Origin of the sequence: Aeromonas sp. MR19 (assembly GCF_963899305.1) — a bacterium.
GTDB lineage: Bacteria > Pseudomonadota > Gammaproteobacteria > Enterobacterales > Aeromonadaceae > Aeromonas > Aeromonas bestiarum.
The window spans coordinates 150,283-174,510 of the sequence record NZ_CAWQWZ010000043.1 but is presented as its reverse complement, the minus strand read 5'-3'; the positions used below and the strand labels follow the sequence as shown (position 1 = coordinate 174,510).

General features: G+C 63.0%; 17 protein-coding genes. 8 read left to right on the top strand and 9 right to left on the bottom strand.

The features are described 5' to 3' along the window. Window positions 1–31: 31 nt before the first annotated feature. Window positions 32–1,159 carry an HPP family protein gene (locus tag AACQ95_RS16695; RefSeq protein WP_241279106.1) on the bottom strand — a complete coding sequence of 376 codons (1,128 nt, stop codon included), beginning with the start codon at window positions 1,157–1,159 and terminating at the stop codon, window positions 32–34. Between the two features lie 302 nt (window positions 1,160–1,461). Between AACQ95_RS16695 and AACQ95_RS16690 the strand changes: the two genes are divergently transcribed. Then, the gene (locus tag AACQ95_RS16690; RefSeq protein ID WP_241279105.1) at window positions 1,462–2,583 is read left to right on the top strand and encodes a glycosyltransferase family 9 protein; all 1,122 of its coding nucleotides are present in this window, start codon (window positions 1,462–1,464) and stop codon (window positions 2,581–2,583) included. 77 nt (window positions 2,584–2,660) lie between these two features. On the opposite strand, the gene AACQ95_RS16685 is transcribed toward AACQ95_RS16690, so the two are convergent. Beyond that, the gene (locus tag AACQ95_RS16685) at window positions 2,661–3,410 is read right to left on the bottom strand and encodes a substrate-binding periplasmic protein (RefSeq protein WP_445290539.1); all 750 of its coding nucleotides are present in this window, start codon (window positions 3,408–3,410) and stop codon (window positions 2,661–2,663) included. Window positions 3,411–3,575: 165 nt separating this feature from the next. Further along, window positions 3,576–5,840, bottom strand: coding sequence for a 5-methyltetrahydropteroyltriglutamate--homocysteine S-methyltransferase (metE, locus tag AACQ95_RS16680; RefSeq protein WP_241279104.1), 2,265 nt, complete (start codon window positions 5,838–5,840; stop codon window positions 3,576–3,578). Between the two features lie 161 nt (window positions 5,841–6,001). Between metE and AACQ95_RS16675 the strand changes: the two genes are divergently transcribed. Next, the gene (locus tag AACQ95_RS16675) at window positions 6,002–6,922 is read left to right on the top strand and encodes a LysR substrate-binding domain-containing protein (protein ID WP_241279103.1); all 921 of its coding nucleotides are present in this window, start codon (window positions 6,002–6,004) and stop codon (window positions 6,920–6,922) included. A 57-nt stretch (window positions 6,923–6,979) separates the two neighbouring features. Here AACQ95_RS16675 and AACQ95_RS16670 read toward each other — a convergent pair whose 3' ends face one another. From AACQ95_RS16670 to AACQ95_RS16660, 3 genes are all read right to left on the bottom strand, one after another. Continuing rightward, window positions 6,980–7,744 carry a siderophore ferric iron reductase gene (locus tag AACQ95_RS16670; protein ID WP_241279102.1) on the bottom strand — a complete coding sequence of 255 codons (765 nt, stop codon included), beginning with the start codon at window positions 7,742–7,744 and terminating at the stop codon, window positions 6,980–6,982. Window positions 7,745–7,839: 95 nt separating this feature from the next. Continuing rightward, window positions 7,840–9,984, bottom strand: a complete 2,145-nt coding sequence (locus AACQ95_RS16665) for a TonB-dependent siderophore receptor (RefSeq protein ID WP_241279101.1) — start codon at window positions 9,982–9,984, stop codon at window positions 7,840–7,842. Between the two features lie 288 nt (window positions 9,985–10,272). Next, the gene (locus AACQ95_RS16660) at window positions 10,273–11,184 is read right to left on the bottom strand and encodes an AraC family transcriptional regulator (RefSeq protein ID WP_241279100.1); all 912 of its coding nucleotides are present in this window, start codon (window positions 11,182–11,184) and stop codon (window positions 10,273–10,275) included. 288 nt (window positions 11,185–11,472) lie between these two features. On the opposite strand from AACQ95_RS16660, the gene AACQ95_RS16655 reads away from it, so the two are divergent. Continuing rightward, window positions 11,473–12,213 (top strand): SDR family oxidoreductase, encoded by a 741-nt coding sequence (locus AACQ95_RS16655; RefSeq protein WP_043557713.1) that lies wholly within the window; start codon window positions 11,473–11,475, stop codon window positions 12,211–12,213. A 98-nt stretch (window positions 12,214–12,311) separates the two neighbouring features. Here the strand turns inward: AACQ95_RS16655 and AACQ95_RS16650 are convergent, their stop codons facing one another. Further along, window positions 12,312–13,217, bottom strand: a complete 906-nt coding sequence (locus AACQ95_RS16650) for a LysR family transcriptional regulator (RefSeq protein ID WP_098983905.1) — start codon at window positions 13,215–13,217, stop codon at window positions 12,312–12,314. Between the two features lie 101 nt (window positions 13,218–13,318). On the opposite strand from AACQ95_RS16650, the gene AACQ95_RS16645 reads away from it, so the two are divergent. The 3 genes from AACQ95_RS16645 to AACQ95_RS16635 all read left to right on the top strand — a co-directional run bounded on the left by AACQ95_RS16645 (window position 13,319) and on the right by AACQ95_RS16635 (window position 16,734). Further along, window positions 13,319–13,957 carry an NAD(P)-dependent oxidoreductase gene (locus AACQ95_RS16645; protein ID WP_241279099.1) on the top strand — a complete coding sequence of 213 codons (639 nt, stop codon included), beginning with the start codon at window positions 13,319–13,321 and terminating at the stop codon, window positions 13,955–13,957. 446 nt (window positions 13,958–14,403) lie between these two features. Beyond that, window positions 14,404–15,474: an isopenicillin N synthase family dioxygenase gene (locus tag AACQ95_RS16640; protein ID WP_241279098.1), complete on the top strand. Its 1,071-nt coding sequence runs from the start codon at window positions 14,404–14,406 to the stop codon at window positions 15,472–15,474. Between the two features lie 96 nt (window positions 15,475–15,570). Next, window positions 15,571–16,734, top strand: a complete 1,164-nt coding sequence (locus AACQ95_RS16635; protein WP_241279097.1) for a trans-sulfuration enzyme family protein — start codon at window positions 15,571–15,573, stop codon at window positions 16,732–16,734. Between the two features lie 65 nt (window positions 16,735–16,799). Here AACQ95_RS16635 and AACQ95_RS16630 read toward each other — a convergent pair whose 3' ends face one another. Both AACQ95_RS16630 and asd read right to left on the bottom strand, forming a co-directional pair. Next, a complete protein-coding gene (locus AACQ95_RS16630; RefSeq protein ID WP_241279096.1) occupies window positions 16,800–19,601 on the bottom strand; it encodes a M16 family metallopeptidase in 2,802 nt (933 codons plus the stop codon). A gap of 614 nt (window positions 19,602–20,215) precedes the next feature. Next, window positions 20,216–21,331, bottom strand: a complete 1,116-nt coding sequence (gene asd / locus AACQ95_RS16625) for an aspartate-semialdehyde dehydrogenase (RefSeq protein ID WP_241279095.1) — start codon at window positions 21,329–21,331, stop codon at window positions 20,216–20,218. 337 nt (window positions 21,332–21,668) lie between these two features. On the opposite strand from asd, the gene sugE reads away from it, so the two are divergent. Both sugE and ycaO read left to right on the top strand, forming a co-directional pair. Further along, window positions 21,669–21,983 carry a quaternary ammonium compound efflux SMR transporter SugE gene (gene sugE, locus AACQ95_RS16620; RefSeq protein WP_241279094.1) on the top strand — a complete coding sequence of 105 codons (315 nt, stop codon included), beginning with the start codon at window positions 21,669–21,671 and terminating at the stop codon, window positions 21,981–21,983. Between the two features lie 128 nt (window positions 21,984–22,111). Further along, window positions 22,112–23,872, top strand: a complete 1,761-nt coding sequence (gene ycaO / locus AACQ95_RS16615; RefSeq protein WP_241279093.1) for a 30S ribosomal protein S12 methylthiotransferase accessory factor YcaO — start codon at window positions 22,112–22,114, stop codon at window positions 23,870–23,872. Window positions 23,873–24,228: the final 356 nt, after the last annotated feature.

Below are 24,228 nucleotides of genomic sequence, written 5' to 3'. Positions count from 1 at the left end.
CATCAAAAGGCCCCGCGAGGGGCCTTCTTCGTTAGTCGCCGGCTCCCTGGTCAGCTTCGGCCAGTGCGGGCTGCAGGGCCAGGGTGAACAGGGCCGCCACCATGTCCGACTGGGTCAGCATGCCGACCAGCTGCTCCCCGTCCACCACCGGCATGTGGTGCAAGCCGCCATCGGAGAAGGCGGCCACCAGATCGTAGAGGGGCTGGTAGCGGCGGGCCGTCGACACGTCGCGGGTCATCAGATCCGCGACCCGCAGTGCTGCCAGAGCCACGGCGCCCCGCGGTTGTTGCAACACCCGATCGATCATCAAGTCGTGCAGCGTGATGATGCCGGCGAGGTGCCCCGCCTCATCCACCACCGGCAGCGCCTTGATCTGATGGTGGGAGAGCAGCCGCCACGCCGCCATGGCCGGCTGATCTGGCCCGATCAGGATCAGATCCCGCGACATCACATCCTGTACTCGCACCGTACCCACCCTGGCACGCAGGGCGTGCAGCTGGGCCTCCTGCAGCAAGGCCTGCAGATCCTGGCGACTGATGTCGAGCAGCTCACCGTGCTGCTCCAGGGCAAGATCGATCGCCGTGGCCTGGGTTGCGATGCGCTCGCTCGGCTGGGGATCGGCGGTCTGGTGACGATTGGGCTGAGCCTTGCCGCTATTGGGGTAACGGCGCCCAAGCAGCCGGTTGTAAAAGAGCGCCAGCATCAGCAACAACAACGAATTGAGCAGCACCGGCAGCAAGACGTAGCCCACTCCCAGCTGGCGGATCCCCTCGCCGCCGATGACGGCGGTCAAGGCCACGGCGCCCCCGGGCGGATGCAGGCTGCGGGTGAGAAACATGGCCGCGATGGCCAGCATCACGGCTGCGGCAGAGGCCAACGCCATGTCCGGGATCAGCTGGGCACTGAGCACCCCCATCAGCGCCGATACCCCGTTGCCCACCAGGATGGACCAGGGCTGGGCCAGTGGGCTGGCGGGCGCGGCAAACAGCAGCACGGCGGAGGCCCCCATGGGCGCGATCAGCCAGTGAACATTGAGCCCCAGCCCCCACTGGCACACGAAGGCGGTACCGAACAGCCCGGCGAAGGCGCCGAGGGCGCCATAACAACTCTCTTTGACACTGGTATTGGTCGATACCGGAAAGAAATCCCTGAACTGCATGCGGTTTCCAACGGATAAGGTTTATTTAAAATGCGCAATTCTAGCGAGTCACCCTCACTCAATGCCAGCGCGCAGGCAAGCGGATCACGCAGAAACTGTGTTCTGCCCGCCGCCCGCCGTCATGCTGGCGTTTTTCATCAAAAAAATGGCCTCCCGGATGCACCCAGCCGCCTCCAAACTGTGACGCCGCAGAAAATTCTTACAAAAAAAGGGGTGACGACCGCTTTTTTCTCTCCTCTTAACGCTTTCTTAAGACTTGCCGTGTCACCTTGATGTCATTGTCATCAACAGAGCCACTCATCATGAGCACCATCAGAGATGCCCTGCGTCGCTTCGACGGCCAGCGCCGTTGCTGGACAGCCGGGCTGGAGCGGGCAGCCCTCGCCTGGCTTGCCAGACGAAGCAGGCTGCCGGCCTCAAGCCAGCCAGCCCGACGGATCCTCATCATCCGCAGCACGAACCGCATCGGCAACAATCTGTTCCTGCTGCCCTTTTTGCAAAAGGTACGCAGCGCCCACCCCAATGCCGAGATAGAGCTGGTGTGCAGCGGCGGCCAGCTGCTCCCCTTTCTGGCCGATCTGCAGCTGCACCAGCTTCATCAGGTCAGATTGCAGGGCAAGCGCCTGCTCGCGGCCCTGCCTGTGCTGTGGCGCCTGCGTCGCCGGCAGTATGACAAGGTCTATGTGCCGTTCGCCTCCAGTACGGATCACCTGATCGCCGCCTGGGTGAAGGCCTGCGAGAAGCTGGGCTTTGCAGAGGCAAAAGGCGATGCACTGTTCGATCGGCCGCTCGCCGCCAACGACCACTGCCACTATGCCCACCAGCCGCTGCAACTGCTCGGCATGCACGCCAGCCTGGCCGATCAGATTGAACTGGGCAGCGTGTTGCGCACCGCCTGCCCACACCTGACGGCGTTGGCACAGACCCATCCCGGCCGATCCCTCATCGGCTTTTTCACCGGCGCCCGCAAGGGCAAGGGGCTCTCCCTTCCCCAATGGCAGCAGCTGCTCGGGGATCTGCGCCGCCAGCGCCCGGATGCCCTGCTGATCCAGTTCAATGATCCGGCCGATCCCCTGCCCTTGCTGGGCGACATGCAGGTCTCCCTGGGCAACTTGAGCGAATTGGCCCGCTTCGCCAGCGGCCTCGCCCTCTTCGTCAGCTGCGACACGGGCCCGCTCCATCTGGCCGCCGCCAGCGGCGTGCCTTGTCTGGGTCTCTTTACCCAGACAGATCCCGCGCGCTACGGCTGCCTCGGGGCCCAGCACCTCAACCAGGTGGTCGACGATCGCAACGCCATTCCCCTCGATGCCCACTGGCTGGCCGAGACGCTGGCGCGGGAGCAAGCACCTCGGGAGCTGCAACCCGCCCTCTCCCATGTGCACTACCTGAACCCGTCCCCGGCGCCCTTGCTGATGGCGCGCTGACGCAGATACAAGGAGGGCGGCCCTGGCCGCCCTCCTTGTTTTAACAAGCCGTTATCCGGCGCCATGGCGCAACCGCCTCAACGATAACGCGCCTCGATGCGGGCCAGCTCGCCGCTCTGGCGCAGCCTGACCAGGACGCGGGAGAACTCGGCCGCCCGGCGGTGAAAGGGAGAGGTATGGGCGAGGCAGAGGGTGAGCGGGGTCAACCCCAGCTGAAGCGGCACCTCTATGATGTGTCCCGTCAGCCCCAGTTGGCGGAGCTTGAAGTTGGCCACGATGGGATCCGTGATCATCAAGTCCCCCCGGCCGGCCGAGAGCATCTTGAAGACGTTGTCCACATTCATGGTCAGATGGACCTTGAATCCCACCAGATTCTCCTTGCCCCAGCCATTGCCTATGTAGTCGAGGATGGTGAACGCCTTGAGATCCACCAGGGCGCGAGCCTGATTGAGTCGCGCCAGCTGGGGGTGGCCCGCCTGGGTGAACAGGGTCAGGGTAGATACGGCGACCGGCTCCTCCACCACCTGGGTATAGCCCCGCCGCTCCTGGGTCGGCACTGTGACAAAGCCATCGGCCTGGCCGGAGCGCACCAGTTTCTGGGCCCGCAGCCAGGGATACCCCTGATGAGTGACGCGGATACCGAGTTCGGCCGCGACCCTGTCCATCACATCCACCATGATGCCCCGCATCTTGCCCTGCTCGTCACGCCAGGAGTAGGGAGCAAAATCATTGAAATAGACCATGTTGAGCGAGGGGGCAGGAGCCGCCAGAGGGCAAGTGGCCAATAACAGTGCCCATAGACTCCCGATCCAGACACCTGCTTTCATTTTTCCTGCCCCGCCCACATCATCCTGTTCTGAGCCTAGCGCACACAGGGTTGGCGCGGACCTGCCCGCACAAAAACAGAGGGAAGGCGTGCGCCTTCCCTCTTTCGTTATACCCGAACTCTGTTGTTATTTGCTGATTTTTGGCCGGCCGACCTGGCTGCCTAACTAGGCCAGTTCTGCCCGCAGTGCCCGGGTTGCCTCCACCATCACGGTGAGGGCGGCTGTGGTCTCTTCCCAGCCGCGGGTCTTGAGGCCGCAGTCTGGGTTGACCCAGAGCCGCTCGGCCGGGATCTGTTTGGCCGCCTTGCGCAGCAAGCCCTCAATCCAGCTCTGGCTCGGCACGTTCGGCGAGTGGATGTCATAGACGCCCGGGCCGATTTCGTTGGGGTAGTTGAAGCGCTCGAACGCTTCGAGCAGCTGCATCTGGCTGCGGCTGGTCTCTATGGTGATCACGTCCGCATCCAGCGCTGCCACCGCCTCTATGATGAGGTTGAAGTCGCTGTAACACATGTGGGTGTGGATCTGGGTGCTGTCCACCACAGGGCTGGCGCTCAGGCGGAAGGCGCGCACCGCCCAGTCGAGATACGTCTGATGATCCTGCTTGCGCAGGGGCAAGCCTTCACGGATCGCCGGTTCGTCGATCTGGATGATCTTGATGCCGGCGGCTTCCAAGTCAGCCACCTCGTCGCGAATGGCCAGCCCAATTTGCAGGGCGGACTGCTCGCGGCTCACGTCTTCGCGGGGGAAGGACCAGCAGAGTATGGTCACGGGCCCGGTCAGCATGCCCTTGACCGGCTTGTCGGTCAGGCTCTGGGCAAACTTGGTCCATTCGAGCGTCATCGGGGTCGGGCGGTCGATATCCCGGGTGATCACCGGCGGCTTGACGCAGCGGGAGCCATAGCTCTGCACCCAGCCGAAGCGGGTGATGGCAAAACCGTCCAGCAGCTCACCGAAGTACTCCACCATGTCGTTGCGCTCGGCCTCGCCGTGCACCAGCACGTCCAGCCCGATAGCCTCCTGGCGCTCAATCGCATCCTTGATCTGGGCCTGAATGCCCGCCTCGTAAGCCTGGTCGTCGATGCGACCGGCCCGCCACTCCTGACGCAGCACCCGAATTTCAGAGGTCTGCGGGAAGGAGCCTATGGTGGTGGTGGGCAAGAGCGGCAGCTTGAGATCATTGCGCTGCGCCTGCGCCCGCACCGGATAGGCGCTCTGGCGGTCGAAGTCGCTGTTGGTCAGGCTGGCGAGCCGTGACTGCACCGCTTTTTTGTGGACCCGGCTGTCGGACTCCCGATCCACGATGGGCTGGCTGTAGGCGGTGATCTTGTCGATGTCACCACCATCCAGATAGTCGGCCAGCAACCCCAGCTCGTAGCACTTTTGCAGGGCGAAGGCGAACCAGCTGCGGGTCTGGGGATCCAGCTCGTGCTCCAGGGTGAGATCCACCGGGCTGTGCAGCAGGGAGCAGGAAGAAGCCACCCAGAGCCGCTCGCCGAGCTTGGCTTTCAATGCGTTGAGCGTCGGTGCCAGCTTGGCCAGATTGGCACGCCAGACGTTGCGACCATTGATCACCCCGGCGGAGATGACCCACTGGGCCGGCAGATGAGGAACCAGCGTCTCCAGCTGCTCGGGCGCAGCCACCAGATCCAGGTGCAGGCCATCCACCTTCAGGCTGGTAATGATGTCACGCTGATGGGCCACGGAACCGAAATAGGTGGTGAGCAGCAGCTTGCAGGGGCCGCTCAGGCGCTCATAGGCATTCAGATAGGCCAGACGCCACTCATCCGGCAGGTCCAGCGCCAGCGCCGGCTCGTCGATCTGTACCCACTCCACTCCCTGGGCCGAGAGCCTCCCCAGGATCTCCTGATAGACGATCAGCAGGCGATCGAGCAATTCCAGACGAGAGAATCCGCTCTCTTTCTCCTTGCCGAGCCACAGATAGGAGACGGGCCCCAGCAGCACGGCCTTGACCGGCAGCCCCTGCGCCTTGGCCTCTTCCACCTCATCAAACAGCTGACTCCAACCCAGCTTGAAGCGCTGGTCACGGCTGAACTCGGGCACCAGGTAGTGGTAGTTGGTGTTGAACCACTTGGTCATCTCGGCGGCGGCGGCCGCCGGGCCGGTCGGCGCACGACCACGGGCCACCCGGAACAGGGTATCGAGATCGGTGTCGCCATGGCGGTGACGCTCGGGGATGGCATCCACCAGCAGGCTGGTGCCGAGCACTTGGTCGTACCAGGCAAAGTCCCCCACCGGCAGCAGGTTGACCCCGGCGGTGCGCTGGGCCTGCCAATGACGTTCACGCAGGCTCTTGCCGGTGGCGATGAGTTCCGCCTGAGTTGTCTCGCCACGCCAGTAAGATTCGAGGGCAAATTTCAGCTCGCGCTTGGCGCCGATACGGGGGAAGCCCAGGGTGTGTGCTCGTGTCATAGGTCCAACTCCTTATGCTCGTTCATCTGATGGGAAACTGGATGATTTAGCCATCCAGATGTTTACACATCCAAAATGACAAGATAAGGTGACGTTGGCTATTGAATCCTTTTCAACAGCCTCTCAAGAAATCCGCGATTGATGCAACAAGGAGCCATGTTATGGCAGTGCCAAGCAATTCAGGCCTGGAAATCAAGCACTTGAGAACCCTGACCGCGCTGGCCGAGCAGGGTTCGCTGGCCGGCGCGGCGCTGACTCTCAACCTCACCCAGTCGGCCCTCTCCCATCAGCTCAAGGAGCTGGAGACCCGCCTCAACCTGGAGCTCTACCTGCGCAAGAGCCGCCCCCTGGTGCTGACGGCGGCGGGCCAGCAGTTGCTGAGTCTGGCCCGCCAGGTGCTGCCGGCGCTGGCCCAGACCGAGAAACAGCTGCAGGCCCTGCACAGCGGCGACGCGGGCCGGCTGCACCTGGCGCTGGATTGCCACAGCTGCATCCAGTGGTTGCTGCCGCTCTTGCCCGATTTTCGCCGCCAGTGGCCCGGGGTGGATCTGGAGGTGGAGTCTGTGCCCGGCTTCGATGCCATCAGCGCCCTGCTCGGCGGCCAGCTCGACCTGCTGCTCACCTCGGATGTGCAGGCACGCGGCGATCTGCACTTCGAGCCGCTGTTCGCCTTCGATCTCACCCTGGTGATGGCGCCCGATCACCCCCTCTGTCACCGGACCCGGATCACCCCGGACGATCTCAAGCAGGAGGTGCTGCTGGTCTACCCGGTGGAGCGGGCCCGCATGGACGTGTTCAGCCGCTTTTTGCAACCCGCCGGGGTGGAGCCCGCCCGCTGCAAGCTGGTGGACAACACCTCTGTCATGCTGCAGATGGCCGCCGCCGGGCTCGGGGTCGCCGCCCTGCCGCGCTGGGCCAGCGAGGAGTTTGTGCGTCAGGGGCTGCTTGAGGCCAGGGCACTCGGCAACGGTGTGCGCCGCCATATGTATGGGGCCGTGCGCGCCGCCGACAAGGATCAGTCCTGCCTGCAGAGCCTGTTCGAGCGCATTCGCAGCAAGATGGGCGAGCAGAAAGAGGCGTAAAAAAGCCGCCCCTGGGGGCGGCGCTCACGCCTCTCGACACGCCGGCGCTCGGGCGCCTCAGGATCCCTCGCCGCAACTTGCAGCCCCCTGCCGCCTCGGGCAGTTGGCGCAAAGCTCCCCATCACGGCGCTTGTAGTGCAGGCAGCAACGCTGGCGCACATAGCCAGGAAAAGCACCCTCTTGCGGCCAGGACGCCGGACGCCACCCCGCCAGATGCTCGGCCGGCAGACCGCAGGCGGCGAGCCAGCGCGGAGCGTGCTCGCTCACCTGTTCACGGCTCACATGGGTGAAGAAGTCGGGTACCCGCACCAGGGCCGCCAGCAGATCGTCCGCCAAGAGCGGGCGCACGAAACCGGGTCTGAGCCGCTGCACCCCGCCCAGCAGTGCGAACAGTGCCTGCCAGTGGGCCTGCAGCCGCTCGCCCGCGGCCTTGATCAAGGCATCCAGCTCCCCCTTGATCATGGGTTCAGCCGGCAGGATGAAGCCCGATACCAGCCCATCCTGATAACCCTGCCCCAGCTTGTCCAGCGCTGGCACGGCCCCCAGTCGATAGACGGCCACCATGGCGAGATAGAGGGACTGCCAGCAGAGCATGCCCCAGCTGCGGGTCAGCCAGTAGGCGGGCCCCGCCTCCGGGTGCGCCAGCCGCCAGTGATCATGCAGCGCCGCCGCCACCTCGGCCGGGGTTGAATGAGGGGAAGCTGCCAGCAAAGGGGGCGAGTCCCCCGCCTCCGCCAACCGCCCCTTGAGCGAAGGAATAAGCCCGCTGGCTGCCGCAAACAGGGCGCCATGATCCGCCAGCGCACGTATCTCCGTGTGCACGGCCAGCGCGCCGAGCCCGCGGGGCAAGCCGCGCGGACGGTCATCTGCTGCGGCTAGATGATGAGCATGCCCCGGACGCGGCCCGGGGCGCAGGGTCAGAATACGTATTTGAGTCGCGCCTCCACGTTGCGCTCTGCCCCGAACCAGCAGTTGTTCTGGTCGTAGCAGGAGTAGTAGGTCTTGTTGAACAGGTTGCTGGCGCTCAGCGAGGCCTCCACCCCTTGCAGGCGCTGGCTGAGTTGGGCCAGATCGTAGGAGGCTGACATGTCCATCAAGAGATAATCCGGTACCGTATCCGTGTTGGCGGCATCGAGCTGGGCCTCCCCCACGTAGCGCAGGCCGGCGCCAACCCGCATCCCCTCCAGCTGGCCACCCGGCAGGTAGTTGCTCCACAGGGAGGCCATCTGCTTGGGCACCCAGACCGGGGTCTTGCCCTGCAGGCTGGTGGTATCGCGGGTGATCTCCATGTCCTGGCGGGTATAGCTCAGCGCCAGATCCAGCCGGCTGGTGAGATCGACTCGCCCCTCCAGCTCGACGCCCCTGGAGACCATCTCGCCGGTCTGCAGCTTGGGCCCGTAGACGTTGTCCGGATCCGTCACCAGGGCATTTTGCTTGGTGATGTGGAAGACCGAAGCGGTAAAGGTCTTGCTCATGTCCTCGGCGAGAAACTTGAGTCCTCCCTCCCACTGATGGCCTGTGGCCGGTTTGAACGCCTGGCCATTCTTGTCCGCCCCCGCCACCGGCTCGAAGCTCTCGGCATAGCTCACATAGGGCGAGAGGCCATAATCCAGCTCGTACAAGGCGCCGAGGCGCAACGAGAGGTTGTCCTGATCTATCTGGGCCAGGGTGTTGCTCGCCGCCCCCTGATAGAGGGTCTGGCTGTCGGTGTCCATCCGGTAGCTGTCATAGCGGGCACCGCCTATGGCCACCAGCCGGTCCAGACGCACCTGATCCTGCAGATAGACGCCGGCCTGGGACTGGCGGATGGTCTTGCTGTCCTGATAGTTGAAGGTGAGGGCCGCCGGCACTATCTGGCTGTGGTTCGGGTTGAAGATGTCGATGCCGGGCGCCGAATAGTCGAGGGTGTCCCGGTAGAGAATACGGGCATCCAGATACTGGTAATCGACCCCGAGCAGCAGGTTGTGCTGGGCGCTGCCGGTCATCACCTTGCCCGCCAGCTGGTTGTCGATGACAAAGCCGCGAGAGTCTTCATCGGTCAGATAGGCGTTGCGGGCCAGGGTGCGGTGGTCTGCCGCCAGCGCCGCATTGTAGGTGTTCTGCTGGTTGGCCGAGGCGTCCATGTAGCGGGCGTTTTGCAGCAGCTGCCAGTTGGCGTTGAAGTCGTGGCTCAGCTTGTAGCCAAGCAGGGTCACTTCCCGGCTGTAGTGGTTCCAGTTTTCATCACCAAGGAAGGTATCGCTGCCAAGCTGGCCCAGAGGATTGGATTTGACCGAGCCGCTGGCCGGCACTGTGGTGTAGATACCGGCTTGCGGGTCTTTCTGGTAATAGAGGTTGAGGTTCAGCAGGGTACGGTCACTCAACTGCCAGTCCAGCGACGGCGCCAGCACGTAGCGCTCCTCCTCTGAGGTCACCGCCTGGCCGTCTTTCTGACGGGCCAGCCCCACCAGCCGATAGGCAAACTGATCGTTGATGGCACCTGTGCTGTCGAGGGTCAGCTCCTTGAGGGTGCCTGTGCCCGTCGCCACGCCGACGCTGTGCCTGGCTTCCCGCTGCGGCCGCTTGGCGATCAGGTTGACCATGCCCCCCGGCGGCATGCTGCCGTAGAGCACAGAGGTCGGCCCCTTGAACACCTCCAGCTGCTCTATGGCCACCGGATCTATCTGGGGTTGCAGGTTCCAGTCGTTGTACTGCAGCAGCAGGCCGTCGTAGAAGTTCTGGTAGTTGTCAAAGCCGCGGATGTTGAACAGATCCAGCCGGTTGACCGCCCCGCCGCGCAGCTCGGTATTGACGCCGGGCACGTAGCGCAGCGCCTCGCTCACCGAGCTTACACCGCGCTGCTCCAGGGTCTCGCCATCCACCACAGAGATGGCCTGGGGCGTCTCCATGGGGTCGAGCCGGGTCTTGGTCGCCGTGTTGCGATAGGTCTGACCCAGTACCGTCAGGGTTTCATCGGCCACCGCGCCTTGCGCATTGGACGTGGGTGCGGCCAGCACTGGGCCTGCCAACAGGGCGGAGAGGGTCGCGGCGACCAGGGTCAAAGGGGGGTGAGTGGCGTACATCTGATCCTCGAATGCAATGATTGAATAGTAACAAATCTCATTTGCATTTTATTGGGTCAATTTGCCCTTGAATTAACAATTTGGGGCATGTTGGCAGGAAAAACGGCAAAAAAGGGGCAAGACAAGCCCCATCCGACGACCTGCCATGTCGATGGAAAAAAGCATTGAATTCAAATGGCTATCTTTTCTGAGGGAAGGCTTCAATGAGATGGCGGTCAATGGCGAGGCGCCACAGTGCTTTATGCAGACCGGGGGATGGGCGCCCTGCCGCCAAACCGCTCACAGGGTTCAGTCCTGGCGGGGTGCTATGGGCAACCAGTACTCCATGCGGGCATAAGGCTGTTGGCCATCGAAGTCGGGGGTGTAACGCTCCAGCTCGAAACCATCCAGCCCCCGATAACCCGAGGCGGGCAGCCAGTGCAGGATAAACCAGTTGAGGGTCTGCCCCAGCTGGCTGATGGGGCCCACGTGGCTGAGCACGGCGTACTCCTGGGGCGGGATGGCCAGACGAGCCAGCCCGCTCGGCGGCTCGCTCCCCTCCTCTGCCGCCACGCCCGCCCAGTAGACCAGCGGCTCTCCAGCACCTGACACATCCACCACGCCGATCAGATCGCGGGCCCTGTCCAGACCGCCGGCACTGCGCAAGGCATGCCAGATGGCGGGCACCGTCTGCTGGAAATCAGGCTCGCTGGCGAAGAGCCCGCGGATCAGCCCCTTGACCCCCTGCAATATGAAGGCCGGCTGACTCTCGACCCGTACCTGCACCAGCCTGGGGGCACTGGCGAGCGGCGTATGGGCTCGCACCAGCGGGGTGCGCAACCCCAGCCGCATCCCCCGCTTGCGATAGGCCAGCGGCGAGCAGCCGAACTGCTGCTTGAAGGCGCGGCTGAAACTCACCTCGGAACCAAAGCCGTAGCAGAGCGCCAGATCCAGCACCCGCTGGCGGCTCGTGAGCAGCGCCTCCGCCGCCAGGCTCAGCTTGAGCTCGCGCACATAGTGGGCCACCGTCTGCCCTGTCTCGTGCAGGAAGACCCGCTGCAACTGCCAGCGCGACCAGCAGCTCTGCTCGGCCAGCTGCTCCAGCGACAACGGCTGATCCAGATGCCCGTGGATGTAGTCGAGCACCCGCTCGATGCGGGTGAAATGGGCGCTAGCCTGTGGCGCGGGGCCCGGGGATGCGAGGGGGAAGGTAGGTGTCATTGGGTGGTCGGGATCGCTGCCGGCAGAGGGGCACGCTGCCCAAGTGGCCACATTAAACATGGCCGTCGCCCCGGCGGCAAGTGGCCTGCGGCCACCGGCAGGCAGCGCACACCGTTTGTCACTCGACGCCATGCCGTCACCTGTGCCTTCAACAAGGCCGTCACGCCAGCTTGGCAGGCTGTCACAAAAATGACGCATTTCCCTGTCAGATTGTTTGAAAACAAATATATCAATTAGCCTGAAAAGCCAATAAAGTCCTCGTTCGAATCTTTTGCAGGGAGAGCCAAGATGAAAAAAATTGCCTTGATCACCGGAGCCCGTGGCGGCATAGGATCCGCCATCACCACCGCCTTGCTGGCCCAGGAGTATCGCATCATAGCCACTCACTCCAGCGGCAACAGTGCGGCGGCCCATGACTGGTACGGGGAGCAGGGTTATCGGCCGGAGCAGGTGCGGCTGCTGCCGCTGGACGTGGCCGACACCGCCATGTGCCGCGAGACCCTGGGTCGCCTGTTGCAGGACGAGGGCCGGGTGGACGTGCTGGTCAACAACGCCGGCATCACCCGGGATGGCGCCTTCAAGCGCATGGCGCCGGAGCAGTGGTTCGAGGTGATCCACACCAATCTGTGCAGCCTCTACAACGTGACCCAGCCGCTGTTTGACGCCATGTGCGAGCAGCGCGATGCCCGCATCATCAACATCTCCTCGGTCAACGGCCAGAAGGGGCAGTTCGGTCAGGTCAACTACTCGGCGGCCAAGGCGGGCATGCTGGGCTTCACCAAAGCGCTGGCGGCGGAAGGGGCCCGCTTCGGGGTCACGGTCAACGCCATCGCCCCCGGTTACACAGCCACCCCCATGGTGGAGGCGATCCGCAGCGATATCCTCGACAGCATCAAGGCCGACATTCCCATGCGCCGCCTCGCCAAGCCGGAGGAGATAGCCGCCGCCGTGGCCTTTCTCGCCAGTGAGGCGGGCGCCTATATCACGGGGGAAACCCTGGCCATCAACGGCGGCCTCTACATGAAGTAATGCCGGGAGTTATCTCATCGACAGAGGGCAGCCAATCGGCTGCCCTCTGCTTTTGGCAAGTTGAGACAAAATGGCGCAGCCCCTGCCTGCCACCCGGCTCAGGGGCGCGCCGCCGCGGCCCCCACCGGCTCGGCGAAGTGACTGCGCAGGGCCGTGATCACCCGCCGCACCTTCTCCGGGATCTCCCGCTGGGGAGTGATGGCGTGGATCTCCATGGGCGGTACCCGAAATCCCGGCAGCAGCTCCAACAGCCGACCCTGGGCGAGATCCTCTGCGATCTCCCCCTCGGGTTGCAGCGAGACCCCCTGCCCAGCCAAGGTGAACTGGCGCAGCGGCAGCACGTTGTTGCACACCACCCTGGGCTTGGGTTTGACCTTGTGGCCCTGCCCCTTGTCGTCGAAGAAGGTCAGGCCCCCGCTCAGCATGTCCGCTGCCAGCCAGTCGTGTTCCAGCAGATCTGCCGGGCTGCGTGGAGTGCCCTTGCGCGCCAGATAGGCGGGCGAGGCACACAGCAGCATCCGGGTCTGACCCAGCTTGCGCGCCACCAGGCTGGAGTCGGACAGGGTGCCGACTCGCAGCGCCACGTCGATGCGCTCGGCGATGAGATCCCGCTTCTCGTCGTCCGCGATGATCTGGATGCACAGGCCGGGATGGGCCTGCAACAGCGGCGACAAGGCCCGCGCCAGCGGCTGGCCCGCCATCCCCACGGGCGCCGTGATCCGCACTTCACCGAGCAGGCTGTCGCGCACCTCCGAGAGGCGCAGTTCGGTCTGGTTCAGCGTCTGTTGCAACGACTGACACCCCTGCCACACCACCTCCCCCGCCTCGGTCAGGTTGAGGCGACGGGTGGAACGGTGCAGCAGGGTGAGGCCGAGCAGACTCTCCAGCTGGCTGATATGCTGACTGACGGCGGAGGGGGTCATGCCAAGGGCCTTGGCGGCGCCCGTCATGCTGCCCGCCTCCACCACGGCGGCGAAGATGGCGTAACGTCTGAGCTGTTCCATTATTAAATCCAGCTTACAAGTGAATCAATTTTATAGCCGATTATTAAATCACATTCGGCGGCGTAGGATAGCCCCATTCCAACAGTGAAGGAGAATCACCCATGAAAATTGCCCTGATCGGTGCCAGCGGTTTTGTCGGTACAGCCATCCTCAATGAAGCCGTCAGCCGCGGCCATCACGTCACCGCCATCGTCCGCGATGTCAGCAAAGTCGCTGCCCACCCGCAGGTCACCGCCGTCGCCGTGGATGCCCAGCACCCACAGGCGCTGGCCGAGGTACTCAAGGGGCACGACCGGGTGATCAGCGCCTACAACCCGGGCTGGACAGCACCGGATATCTACGACCAGTACCTCAAAGGGGCCAAGGCCATAGTCGCGGCGGCCGTGACCGCCCACAGCTGGTTGCTGGTGGTCGGTGGTGCCGGCAGTCTGGAAATCGCCCCCGGCGTACAGCTGGTGGATACCCCGGACTTCCCGGCCGAGTGGAAGCAGGGCGCCCTGGCGGCCCGCGACGGTCTCACCGCCCTGCGCCGTGAAACCACCCTCGACTGGCGTTTCGTCTCCCCGCCCGTGTTCCTCGAACCCGGCGACAAGCGCGGCGGCTATCACCTCGGTGGCGATCAGGTGCTCTTTAGCGGTGACAAGCCTGCCGGGATCACGGTTGGCGATCTGGCCGATGGCGTGCTGAACGAGGTGGAAAAACCGGCTCACCTGCGCCAGCGCTTTACCCTGGGCTACTGAGTGGGCAACTGAGCACGCTCACCGATCAGGTCTCAGCCTGATCCCTGCTCAACGCGAGAAACAGGAAGGGAGGCCTCAGCCTCCCTTCCTGTTGTGCGTCTCCGATAGCCAGGCCTACTCCCGCCCGTGAACGCTCGTGCCAGCCAGCCGCTTGTTTTCGCACTAACCGGGTGCCCGCTGCCCCCATGGGACAGCCGGTACACGGCCCCGTGAGCCGCTCAATAAACATCCAGCCAAATGGGTATCGAATTCTATTTCGATTTTTGTATATAACTAAGAATAATTTGTTGTTTCCGTCTTATAACGCCGAACAGTAGCATCACCCTCAATCCAAATGGCGCCATCTTTACCGATCGGCCAGGTGGCTCACCACCGATCGGCGCGCTGTCGTTTTTGTGCTGAGTGGCCGGGAAACGTCCCGGCGCTCAGAAAATGAGGAGGTGCACATGGAACATTCACCACTGCCGATCATCGATCTCGCCGCGCTCGAAGGCGCCCCTGACACTCGCCGCCAGATGCTGGCCAAGCTTGGCCGGGCAGCTCGCGACATCGGCTTTTTCTATCTGACAGGCCATGGCCTGAGCGAGGCGCAGCAGCAAGAGACCCTGGCGCTGGCAGCCCGCTTCTTCGCCCTGCCGGAGCAGGAAAAACGCGTGGTGCAGATGGTGCACTCCCCCCATTTTCGCGGTTACAACCAGGTGGGTGCCGAGCTCACCCGCCAGCAGCCGGACAGGCGCGAGCAGTTCGACATCATGAATGAGGCGCCTGCGCTGGCAGAGGACGAGATCCATGCCCCCTGGCAGCGGCTGATAGGCCCCAACCAGTGGCCCGCCGCCCTGCCCGAGATGAAAACGCAGCTGCTGGCCTGGCAGGAACGCCTGAGTGACATCACCCTCACCCTGCTCGCCGCCTTCGCCGAGGTGCTGGCGCAGCCGCAGGGAGTGTTCGATGCCAGCATCCAGGGCGCCCCCTATCAGCACATGAAGCTCATCCACTATCCGGGGCGCGAAGCGGGTAGCAGCAGCCAGGGAGTGGGCGCCCACAAGGATCCCGGCTACCTGACCCTGGTGATGCAAGACGATCAATCCGGCCTGGAAGTCGAGACGGCGAGCGGCTGGATCCCGGCGCCGCCCCTGCCGGGGGCCCTGGTGGTCAATATCGGCGAACTGCTGGAGCTGGCTTCCAACGGCTATCTCAAAGCCACCCTGCACCGGGTGGTGAGCCCGCCGCCGGGGGTATCGCGCCTCTCCTGCGCCTTCTTTATGGCGGCGCGGCTCGATGCTAACGTGCCTTTGTTGCAGCTCTCCCCCGAGCTGGCGGCGCAGGCACAAGGGCCCGAGAGCGACCCCGCCAACCCGCTCTTCTATCAGGTGGGTGAAAACGTGCTGAAAGGGAGGCTGCGCTCCCACCCGGACGTGGCGGCGCGCCACTATACCACCGCCCCGGCGTCGGCCAATCAGCAGACAACAAGTGGGCAGACGACAAACAGCGAGCGGCGCGAACCGCAGCCAGCCTGACTCTGCCATACCTATTAGACGGGGGACGCCGCGGCGTCCCGCCACCCGGATGACACAAGCAGTTAAGCCACAGCCTGGCAATGACGGAGTAATAGAATGAAATTCAAAACCATGAGCGTGCACAGCGGCCAACGGATCGATCCCCAGACCGGCGCCCTCACCACCCCCCTCTACCAGAGCAGCACCTTCAGCTACTTCAATGCCCAGGCGGGCAAGGAGCGTTTCGCGGGTCAGGCCCCCGGCTTCATCTACAGCCGCTTTGGCAACCCCACCACGGCCGAGCTGGAACAAAAACTGGCAGCCCTTGAGGGTGCCGACGAGGCGCTGGTAGTGGCGAGCGGCATGGCGGCAGTGAGCGCCATCATGTATGCCCTGGCCGACAGCGGCGACGAGGTGGCCTACATAGGCCCGCTCTACGGCGGCACAGATGCGTTTCTCAAGCAGACCTTCAGCCGCGCCGGCATCAAGGTGACCGCCTACGAGAGCGATCAGGATCTGCTGGCCAACATTCGTCCCGCCACCAAGGTGGTACTGTTCGAAACCCTGACCAACCCCACCCTCAAGGTGGTGGATCCGCGCATCGTGGTGCAGGCGGCCCGCAAGGTGGGCGCCATCAGCGTGTGTGACAACACCTTCCTCACCCCCTATCTGCTGCGCCCGCTGGAGCTTGGCATCGACATCGTCATGCACAGCGGCACCAAGTATCTGGGCGGCCACGGCGACATCATAGCCGGTGTGGTGGCAGGCTCCCACGCGCTGATGAAATCAGTGCGCACCGTGGCCCTCAAGCACATAGGCTCCCCCATAGGCCCGCAGGAGGCCTACCTGCTGCAGCGTGGGGTCAAGACCCTGCCACTGCGCATGGATGCCCACCTGCACAACGCCCAGAAGGTGGCCGAGTTCCTGGCCGATCACCCGGCGGTGAAGAAGGTGATCTACCCGGGCCTTGCCAGCCATCCGGGTCACGACGCCCTCGGCGCCTTCGCCAGCGGCTTTGGCGGCATGGTGAGCATAGAGCTGGAAGGCGGCTTTGCGCGCTGCGCCACCCTGCTCGACAACCTGCAGCTGTTCGTGCAGGCGGTGAGCCTGGGGGATCTCGAGAGCCTGGCCTGCCATCCGGCCAGTACCACCCACGCTGCCATGGACGAGGCGAGCCGCCTCGCCGCCGGGGTGAATGACGATCTCATCCGCTTCAGCATAGGGGTGGAAGACGCCGACGATCTGATCGCCGATCTGGCGGCGGCGCTGGCCGTCGCCTGATACCCTAGCCCCTTTCACGGCTCAAAAAACAGCCCGCCCCATGTGAATGGGGCGGGCTGTTTGCATCAAGGAGTGGAGAGCCGCTTGTCAGGGGCGGAAGAGATCCGCTGCACCGGCCAGCCCAGCGCAGCCAGCTCGGGGGCCAGCACCTTGGCATCCCCCACCACCAGGATCACCATGTCGTCGGGGTCGAGCCAGCGGCGGGCCAAGTCTCGCAAGGTGAATGTCGACAGCTGGCTGACCGTCCGTACCCGCTGCTCCACATAATCCTGCGGCCACTGCGCCAGCAAGATGGGCAGCATGTACTCCACCTCCTGCGGCAGCGTCTCGTAGTCCAGCGCCTGGCGGTTGAGCACACCTTCACGCAGGGTTCGCACCTCCAGTCGGGTCGGGCCCTGCCGCTGGTATTTGTCGAGCTCCTGCAGGATCTGCAGCAGGGCGGCCCGGGTCACCTCGGTGCGCACGCTGCTTTGCAGCAGAAAATAGCCCGCCTGACTGTTGCCGTTGAAGGTGGTCTCGATGAAGTAGGTGTATCCCAGCTCCTCACGCAGGCGGATATGCAGCCGATCCGCCAGGGAGGCATTCATCAACCCGGCCAGGAACTGCTCACCAAACCCGTCGCTCGCCATGGCGCGGCGCCCCATGCGAACAAGGCTCTGGCTGGCGCCGGGATTATCCAGCAGATAGATGGCCCGCTTGGCCTGCTGGCCGGCAAAGCCGAGGGGCCGCAGGCTGGGCGATTGCCCCTCTGGCTCAACCAGAAAAGAGAGTGCACTCACCACCTTCTCCTGCGCCAGATCCCCGCTCACCACCACCCGAGCCTCCCCGCTGCGATAAACAGCCCGATAGAAGGCGTGCACATCGTCCAGGGTCAGGGATTGCCACTGTGTCTGCAGATCCGGCACCCTGGCCAGGCCGTCGATCAACGCATGAAACTGCTGATCGGCCTGCCACTGGGGCTCTCGCACTTGCTGCTTCAACCATTGCTGGGTCTGGAGCTTGAGGCGCTGGAAATCCGTCGGTCGCAAGGCCGGCTGCAGCAACAGCTCCCGTACCAGCGCCAGCGTCTCATAGAAGTGGGAGGTCACCCCCTGCACCGTGATCTGGCTGTAGCCTTCCTCATAGCCAAAACTCAGGCTGGCGCCCAGCTGACGCGCCCGCTCCTCAATGGCGGCAGCCTGCCACCGCTCACTGCCCTGGGACAGCATGCTGGCGGTCAGTTCAGCCAGTCCGGCCTTGCCCTCTGGCTCGGCCCGGTACCCGCCGGGCCAGTTGATGCGCATGACAAAGGCTGGCACCTCATCGCTGTAGTGACCGAGCAGGGAGACCCTATCCCCCAGACTGGCCTGCCACAGGGTGGGCAGTGGCACGGGCAGCGCCCCGCCACTGGCGGGTTCCTGGCGCCGGTCCAGGGTCTCCTTGACCGGACGTGAACGCAAGAGAGGCTCAGCCAGGGTGCGCGGCAAGGGGGGCGGCTCGACAAAATTGGCCTGGCCGGCCTGCCACCCTTGATGCGCCTCGGGCACCACGCTCAGCACCACCCTGGGTTTGTGCAGTACATAGTGGTCCAGTACCCGCTTTACCTCGGCGGGCGTCACCCGCGCCATCCGTTCGAGATAACGATGCAGGTAGTTGGGCTCCTGAAACAGGCTGTGGCCCGTGCCCAATAATTCCGCCTTGCCAGCCACGCTGTCCAGCGACCAGACCAGGTTGGCACGCAAGGCATTGGCAGAGTGCTCGAGCCGGGCCCCGGGGATGCCCTCCTGGGCCAGTCTGGCGATGACACCGTCTATCTCGCGCTTGATGGGTTCGAGCTCGGCGCCCTGCTCCAGATTCGGAATGGCCTGGATCACCAGCATGCAGGCGAGCACGCCACACTCATGGCGGGCAGAGACGAACACCAGCTTGCCGCTCTGTTGCAACTGTTGTTGCAGCAGGCCACTGGCGGAGCCCCCCAGTTGATCGGCCAGCAGATCGAGGGCTTCGAAACCCGGATCCCGGGCCGAAACGGTCGGATAAGCCAGCACCAGCATGGGGTCCTGTACCGGGGCCGTCAGGGTACGATATCGACTCTTTTTCAGCGCCACAGGCCGGGGCACTGAGCGAGCCTGGCCGGGGGCTGGCGACAAGGCGCCGAAGTAGCGTTCGACCCAGGCCAGGGTTTGCGCCGGCTGGATATCACCGCCGATCACCAGGGTGGCATTGTTGGGGCCATACCAGCGCAGGAAAAACTGGCGCACATCCTCCAGGGTGAGGTGCTCCAGATCCGCCATCCTGCCAAACGGCGTGTTGAAATAGGGGTGATTGGGTGGATAGAGGGTACGGTTCAACACCTCCAGCACCCGGCCATAGGCAGGCGTGTCGACCAGGTCGGCTCGTTCGTTCCTGACCACGTCACGCTTGGCATCAAACTTTTGCTGATACAGGGTATCGAGCAGGAAGCCCATCCGATCCGCCTCCAGCCAGAGTACTTTCTCCAGCTGATTGGCCGGCACCGTCTGGTAATAGCGGGTTTGATCCCGTGTCGTCAGCCCGTTGATGTCACGCCCCCCCACCTGCTGCAGCAGGCGGATATGCCCCTCCTCCCCCACATGGGCCGAGCCCTGAAACATCATGTGTTCGAACAAATGCGCCATGCCGGACTGGCCCGGCGCCTCTTCGGCCAGCCCGACCCGATAATTCACTTCCACATGCACCAGGGGATCCGAGTGATCCGGGGTCAGGATCACCGTCAGGCCGTTATCCAGCCGATATTGCTGGTAAGGGACGATAAGCGGATTGGTGCCTTTCTTTTGCTCCTTGACCAGTACCGGGCCAGCCAGGGCCAAGGCACTGAATAAATACAATAAACTCCACGCGACTCTCATTTTGTTTCCCAATTCTCAAGTCTGAACATTATTATTGTTATCTGTTGTTGCACTCACGCCATATTCACTCCAATTCGCCAGCGGCCCCATTATTCATCTCTATTTGTGTGGTGATATGAATCATGCTGGCAGGTCAGTACACTGGCGACATATCGTCAGATGACTGACCCTTGTATCAATATTTGCACGCCATGGGTGCCATGCCTGCGCACGGGTAGCACCCGGGGCCAAGGCCACCAGTGTAATCAATCGGGGCCTTCAGGGATATCTCGCGGGCACCGTCATTTGTAACAAGCCATGAGATGACCAGAGATAAGCGTTAATCATGGCCATCACAACCCTTATTTCCGAGCCGGATTCATCGCCATTTTTCAATGTGTCAAAAGGCGCACACGGATGCATTTCTCAGCGGGATGACTATTTACCATTGAGTCAGGAGAAAATACGCGACCGGAGATGAATAATATCAATTCAATTAATAACGAGACTCGGCCTCTCCATGCGCACAGTCCAAGTGAATATGCCATTGCACCGGAACGCCCGCGCTCTGCACGCCAAAACGGGCAAAAAAACAGGGGGCCTAGGCCCCCTGCTTCACACTCACCCAAGTTGGATCAACCGCGATCCAGCAGTATGTTGAGCATGCGGCGCAGCGGCTCGGCGGCGCCCCACAACAGCTGGTCACCCACGGTGAAAGCAGCCAGATACTCCGGGCCCATGTTGAGCTTGCGCAGACGCCCCACCGGTATGCTGAGGGTGCCGGTGACGGCGGCCGGGGTCAGCTCGCGTGCCGTGATGTCGCGATCGTTGGGGATCACTTTCACCCAGTCGTTGTGAGCGGCCAGCAGGGCTTCGATCTCGGGGAGCGGCACATCCTTCTTCAACTTGATGGTGAAAGCCTGACTGTGGCAGCGCAAGGCGCCGATCCGCACGCACAGACCATCCACCGGGATGGCGGCATCTTCTACCCCTAAGATCTTGTTGGTCTCGGCCTGGCCCTTCCACTCTTCGCGGCTCTGGCCGTTGTCGAGCTTGGTGTCGATCCAGGGGATGAGGCCACCGGCCAGCGGCACGCCAAAGTTGTCCACCGGCAGGGTGCCGGAGCGGGTCTTCTCGGTGATCTTGCGCTCTATGTCGAGGATGGCAGAGGCGGGATCCGCCAGCTCAACCGCCACTTCGTCGTGCAGCAGGCCCATCTGGGTGACCAGCTCGCGCATGTGGCGCGCGCCGCCGCCCGATGCGGCCTGATAGGTGGCCACGCTTACCCACTCCACCAGATCGGCCTTGAACAGACCGCCGAGGGCCAGCAGCATCAGGCTGACGGTGCAGTTGCCGCCGACGAAGGTCTTGAGCCCCTTGTCCAGCGCCTGCGCTATGACGTCGCCGTTGACCGGATCCAGGATGATGACCGCGTCCTTCTCCATCCGCAGGGAGGAGGCGGCGTCAATCCAGTAGCCCTGCCAGCCGGCGGCTTTCAGGCGCGGATAGACATCCTTGGTGTAGTCGCCGCCCTGCGCCGTGATGATGATATCTTGCTTGGCCAGCGCCTCGATATCGAAGGCGTCCTGCAGGGTACCGGCATCGACGCCGAAGTTGGGGGCGGCCTCACCGGCCTGGGAGGTGGTGAAGAAGGTGGGTTGAATGCGGGCAAAATCCTTCTCTTCCTGCATCCGGCTCATCAGTACCGAACCCACCATGCCACGCCAACCGACCAAACCTACTTTTTTCATAATGTCCTACCCTGGATAGCTGCTATAGAAAATTGTGTATTGAAACCCGTAACCCCTTGTCCGGCGCGGGCCGTTCACAAACAGATTACAAAATACGTGTTGCGAAAAATGCGTCTATCCACATTACGGATTGTGACGACGGGCGCAAGTCGAATTGCGCAATATTCTGTGCCGTTCGCTGCAATATCCGCCAGCCAGCTCCCGGCTGATGCGATCTCTTGGCACCCGGCGTCAGCTTGGGGCATGATTGAAACCGACTGGCAGCCACTGCCCCCTGGGGACGACCCCGGGGCCTCATGATGTGCAGGGACGACCCTGCTTCCTGCGGAATATCCTTATGTCCTGGTTACTCCTGTTGCTGGCCGGCATGTTCGAGGTCGCCTGGGCCATTGGCCTGAAATACACCGACGGCTTCAGCCGTCCCCTGCCCACCCTGCTGACCCTGAGTGCCATGGGCGTGAGCGTGCTCTTGCTCGCCATGGCGGTCAAACAGTTGCCGCTCGGCACCGCCTACGCGGTCTGGACCGGCATAGGCGCAGTCGGCACCGTGCTGATGGGGATCTGGCTGTTCAACGAGCCCGCCACCCTGGCCCGAGTGCTGTGCCTGCTGCTGATCATCGGCGGGATCCTGGGTCTGAAGTTTATCGGCTGAACCGACGGCAGCTCCCGGATCTGTGGATAGCTAAACGGGGCTCTTGCCCCGTTTTTTGCCTGCCAAACGCGCCGACCCCTGCTATTATCTGCGGCCAAACATGAGCCAATAAAAATCAGGATATTGTGATGACCGACCACACTTTTATTCCCGGCAAGGACGCGGCACTGGAAGACTCCATCGACCGCTTCCAGACCAAGCTGCAAGCCCTGGGGTTTGATATCGAAGAGGCCTCCTGGCTCAATCCCGTGCCCAACGTCTGGTCCGTGCACATCCGGGACAAGGAGTGCGCCCTCTGTTTCACCAACGGCAAGGGGGCCAGCAAGAAGGCGGCGCTGGCTTCGGCCCTTGGCGAATATTTCGAGCGTCTCTCCACCAACTATTTCTTCGCCGACTTCTATCTGGGTGAGCAGGTCGCCAACGGCGACTTCGTGCACTACCCCAACGAGAAGTGGTTCCCCATCGAGGGTGATCAGTTCCCGGCCGGTCTGCTCGACAGCTTCACCCGCAAGTTCTACAACCCGGACGGCGAAGTGACCGCCGACATGCTGGTGGATCTGCAGTCGAACAACGAGGAGCGCGGCATAGTCGCGCTGCCGTTCGAGCGCCAGTCCGATCACCAGACCGTCTACATCCCGATGAACATCATCGGCAACCTCTATGTCTCCAACGGCATGAGCGCCGGCAACACCCGCACCGAGGCCCGCACCCAGGCCCTGTCCGAGGTGTTCGAGCGCCACGTGAAGAACAAGATCATCGCCGAGGCCCTGAGCCTGCCGCTGATCCCGAATGAGGTGATTGCCCGTTATCCCGGCATCAAGGCCTCCATCGATGCGCTGGAAGCCGAAGGCTTCCCCATCTACAGCTTCGATGCCTCCCTGGGCGGCCGCTATCCGGTCATCTGCGTGGTGCTGCTCAACCCGGACAACGGCACCTGCTTTGCCTCCTTCGGTGCCCACCCGCGCTTCGAAGTGGCCTTCGAGCGTACCGTCACCGAGCTGCTGCAGGGCCGTGGTCTCAAGGATCTGGACGTGTTCGTGCCGCCGTCATTCGACAACGAGCAGGTGGCGGATCACCACAACCTGGAGACCCACTTCATCGACTCCTCCGGCCTCATCAGCTGGGATCTGTTCAAGCAGGATGCGGACTTCGCGTTCGCCGACTGGGATTTTCGCGGCACCTCGCAGGAGGAGTTCGACCACCTGATCGGCATCTTCCACGAGCTGGAGCAGCCGGTCTACATCGCCGATTACGAGCATCTGGGTGTCTACGCCTGCCGCATCCTGGTGCCGGGCATGTCCGACATCTATCCGGCCGAAGACCTGCTGCTGGCCAACAACAACATGGGCGCCAACCTGCGGGAAGTGATCCTGGCGCTGCCGTCTCTGGCGTGGGATGCCGAGCAATACATGGCGCTGTTCGACCAGCTGGACGAAGAGGGGCACGACGAGCGCACCCGCGTCCGTGAGCTGCTCGGCATCGCCGCCGCCAAGGGCACAGCCCTGCATACCCTGCGCGTCGGCGAGCTGAAAGCCATGCTGGCGCTGGCCGCCGGTGAGCTGGAAACGGCACTGGATCTCATCGACTGGACCATGGAGTTCAACCAGTCGGTGTTCCCGGCGGATCGCGCAAACTACTACCGTGCCCTGCGCGCCTGCGTCGAGCTGTTCATCGACCAAGAGCGGGATCCGGAGCAGTACCGCGCCGTGTTTACCCGCATGTATGGCGAGCAGACCCTGGCCGATGCCTGGGCCAACGCCAGCGGCGAAGCACGTTTCCACGGGTTAACGGCGGCCGATCTGTCCCTCGCCCAGTTTCCGCAGCACCAGAAACTGCTGGCAGCCTATGAAAAGCTGCAAAAGGCCAAGCGAGCCCATCATTGGGCCTGATGTGGTAGTATTTGGGGGGGCCTTGATGGCCCCTTCTGTTTTATGGTGCCCCAGCTGGACATTTGTTATTCAAAGATGAAATAAAAAACAAAAAATACCCCTTAGGGGGTTGCCAACGCCGAGTCCATGATGCGGGGGGGATGCAAAGATGCCTTGCCAGTACCTTTTTTCAGGCTTGACAAATAAATTCTTTAAAATCATTACATTAAAAAACCAGCATTTCTGTTTCAGCTGAAACCTGGTGTAAAGAGAGGCTTCCAGGGGACTCAAATTTTTGTAGTAAAATTACATTCACAATCTGCAATTCTTGATCGGAGTCAATTTTGACGATCTGGCCCTTTGTTATGATTTCCACA

Coding starts and splice junctions, on each gene's coding strand:
- AACQ95_RS16695 (WP_241279106.1), bottom strand. CDS start 1,159: ATGCAGTTCAGGGATTTCTTTCCGGTATCGACCAATACCAGTGTCAAA.
- AACQ95_RS16690 (WP_241279105.1), top strand. CDS start 1,462: ATGAGCACCATCAGAGATGCCCTGCGTCGCTTCGACGGCCAGCGCCGT.
- AACQ95_RS16685 (WP_445290539.1), bottom strand. CDS start 3,410: ATGAAAGCAGGTGTCTGGATCGGGAGTCTATGGGCACTGTTATTGGCC.
- metE (WP_241279104.1), bottom strand. CDS start 5,840: ATGACACGAGCACACACCCTGGGCTTCCCCCGTATCGGCGCCAAGCGC.
- AACQ95_RS16675 (WP_241279103.1), top strand. CDS start 6,002: ATGGCAGTGCCAAGCAATTCAGGCCTGGAAATCAAGCACTTGAGAACC.
- AACQ95_RS16665 (WP_241279101.1), bottom strand. CDS start 9,984: ATGTACGCCACTCACCCCCCTTTGACCCTGGTCGCCGCGACCCTCTCC.
- AACQ95_RS16660 (WP_241279100.1), bottom strand. CDS start 11,184: ATGACACCTACCTTCCCCCTCGCATCCCCGGGCCCCGCGCCACAGGCT.
- AACQ95_RS16655 (WP_043557713.1), top strand. CDS start 11,473: ATGAAAAAAATTGCCTTGATCACCGGAGCCCGTGGCGGCATAGGATCC.
- AACQ95_RS16650 (WP_098983905.1), bottom strand. CDS start 13,217: ATGGAACAGCTCAGACGTTACGCCATCTTCGCCGCCGTGGTGGAGGCG.
- AACQ95_RS16645 (WP_241279099.1), top strand. CDS start 13,319: ATGAAAATTGCCCTGATCGGTGCCAGCGGTTTTGTCGGTACAGCCATC.
- AACQ95_RS16640 (WP_241279098.1), top strand. CDS start 14,404: ATGGAACATTCACCACTGCCGATCATCGATCTCGCCGCGCTCGAAGGC.
- AACQ95_RS16635 (WP_241279097.1), top strand. CDS start 15,571: ATGAAATTCAAAACCATGAGCGTGCACAGCGGCCAACGGATCGATCCC.
- AACQ95_RS16630 (WP_241279096.1), bottom strand. CDS start 19,601: ATGAGAGTCGCGTGGAGTTTATTGTATTTATTCAGTGCCTTGGCCCTG.
- asd (WP_241279095.1), bottom strand. CDS start 21,331: ATGAAAAAAGTAGGTTTGGTCGGTTGGCGTGGCATGGTGGGTTCGGTA.
- sugE (WP_241279094.1), top strand. CDS start 21,669: ATGTCCTGGTTACTCCTGTTGCTGGCCGGCATGTTCGAGGTCGCCTGG.
- ycaO (WP_241279093.1), top strand. CDS start 22,112: ATGACCGACCACACTTTTATTCCCGGCAAGGACGCGGCACTGGAAGAC.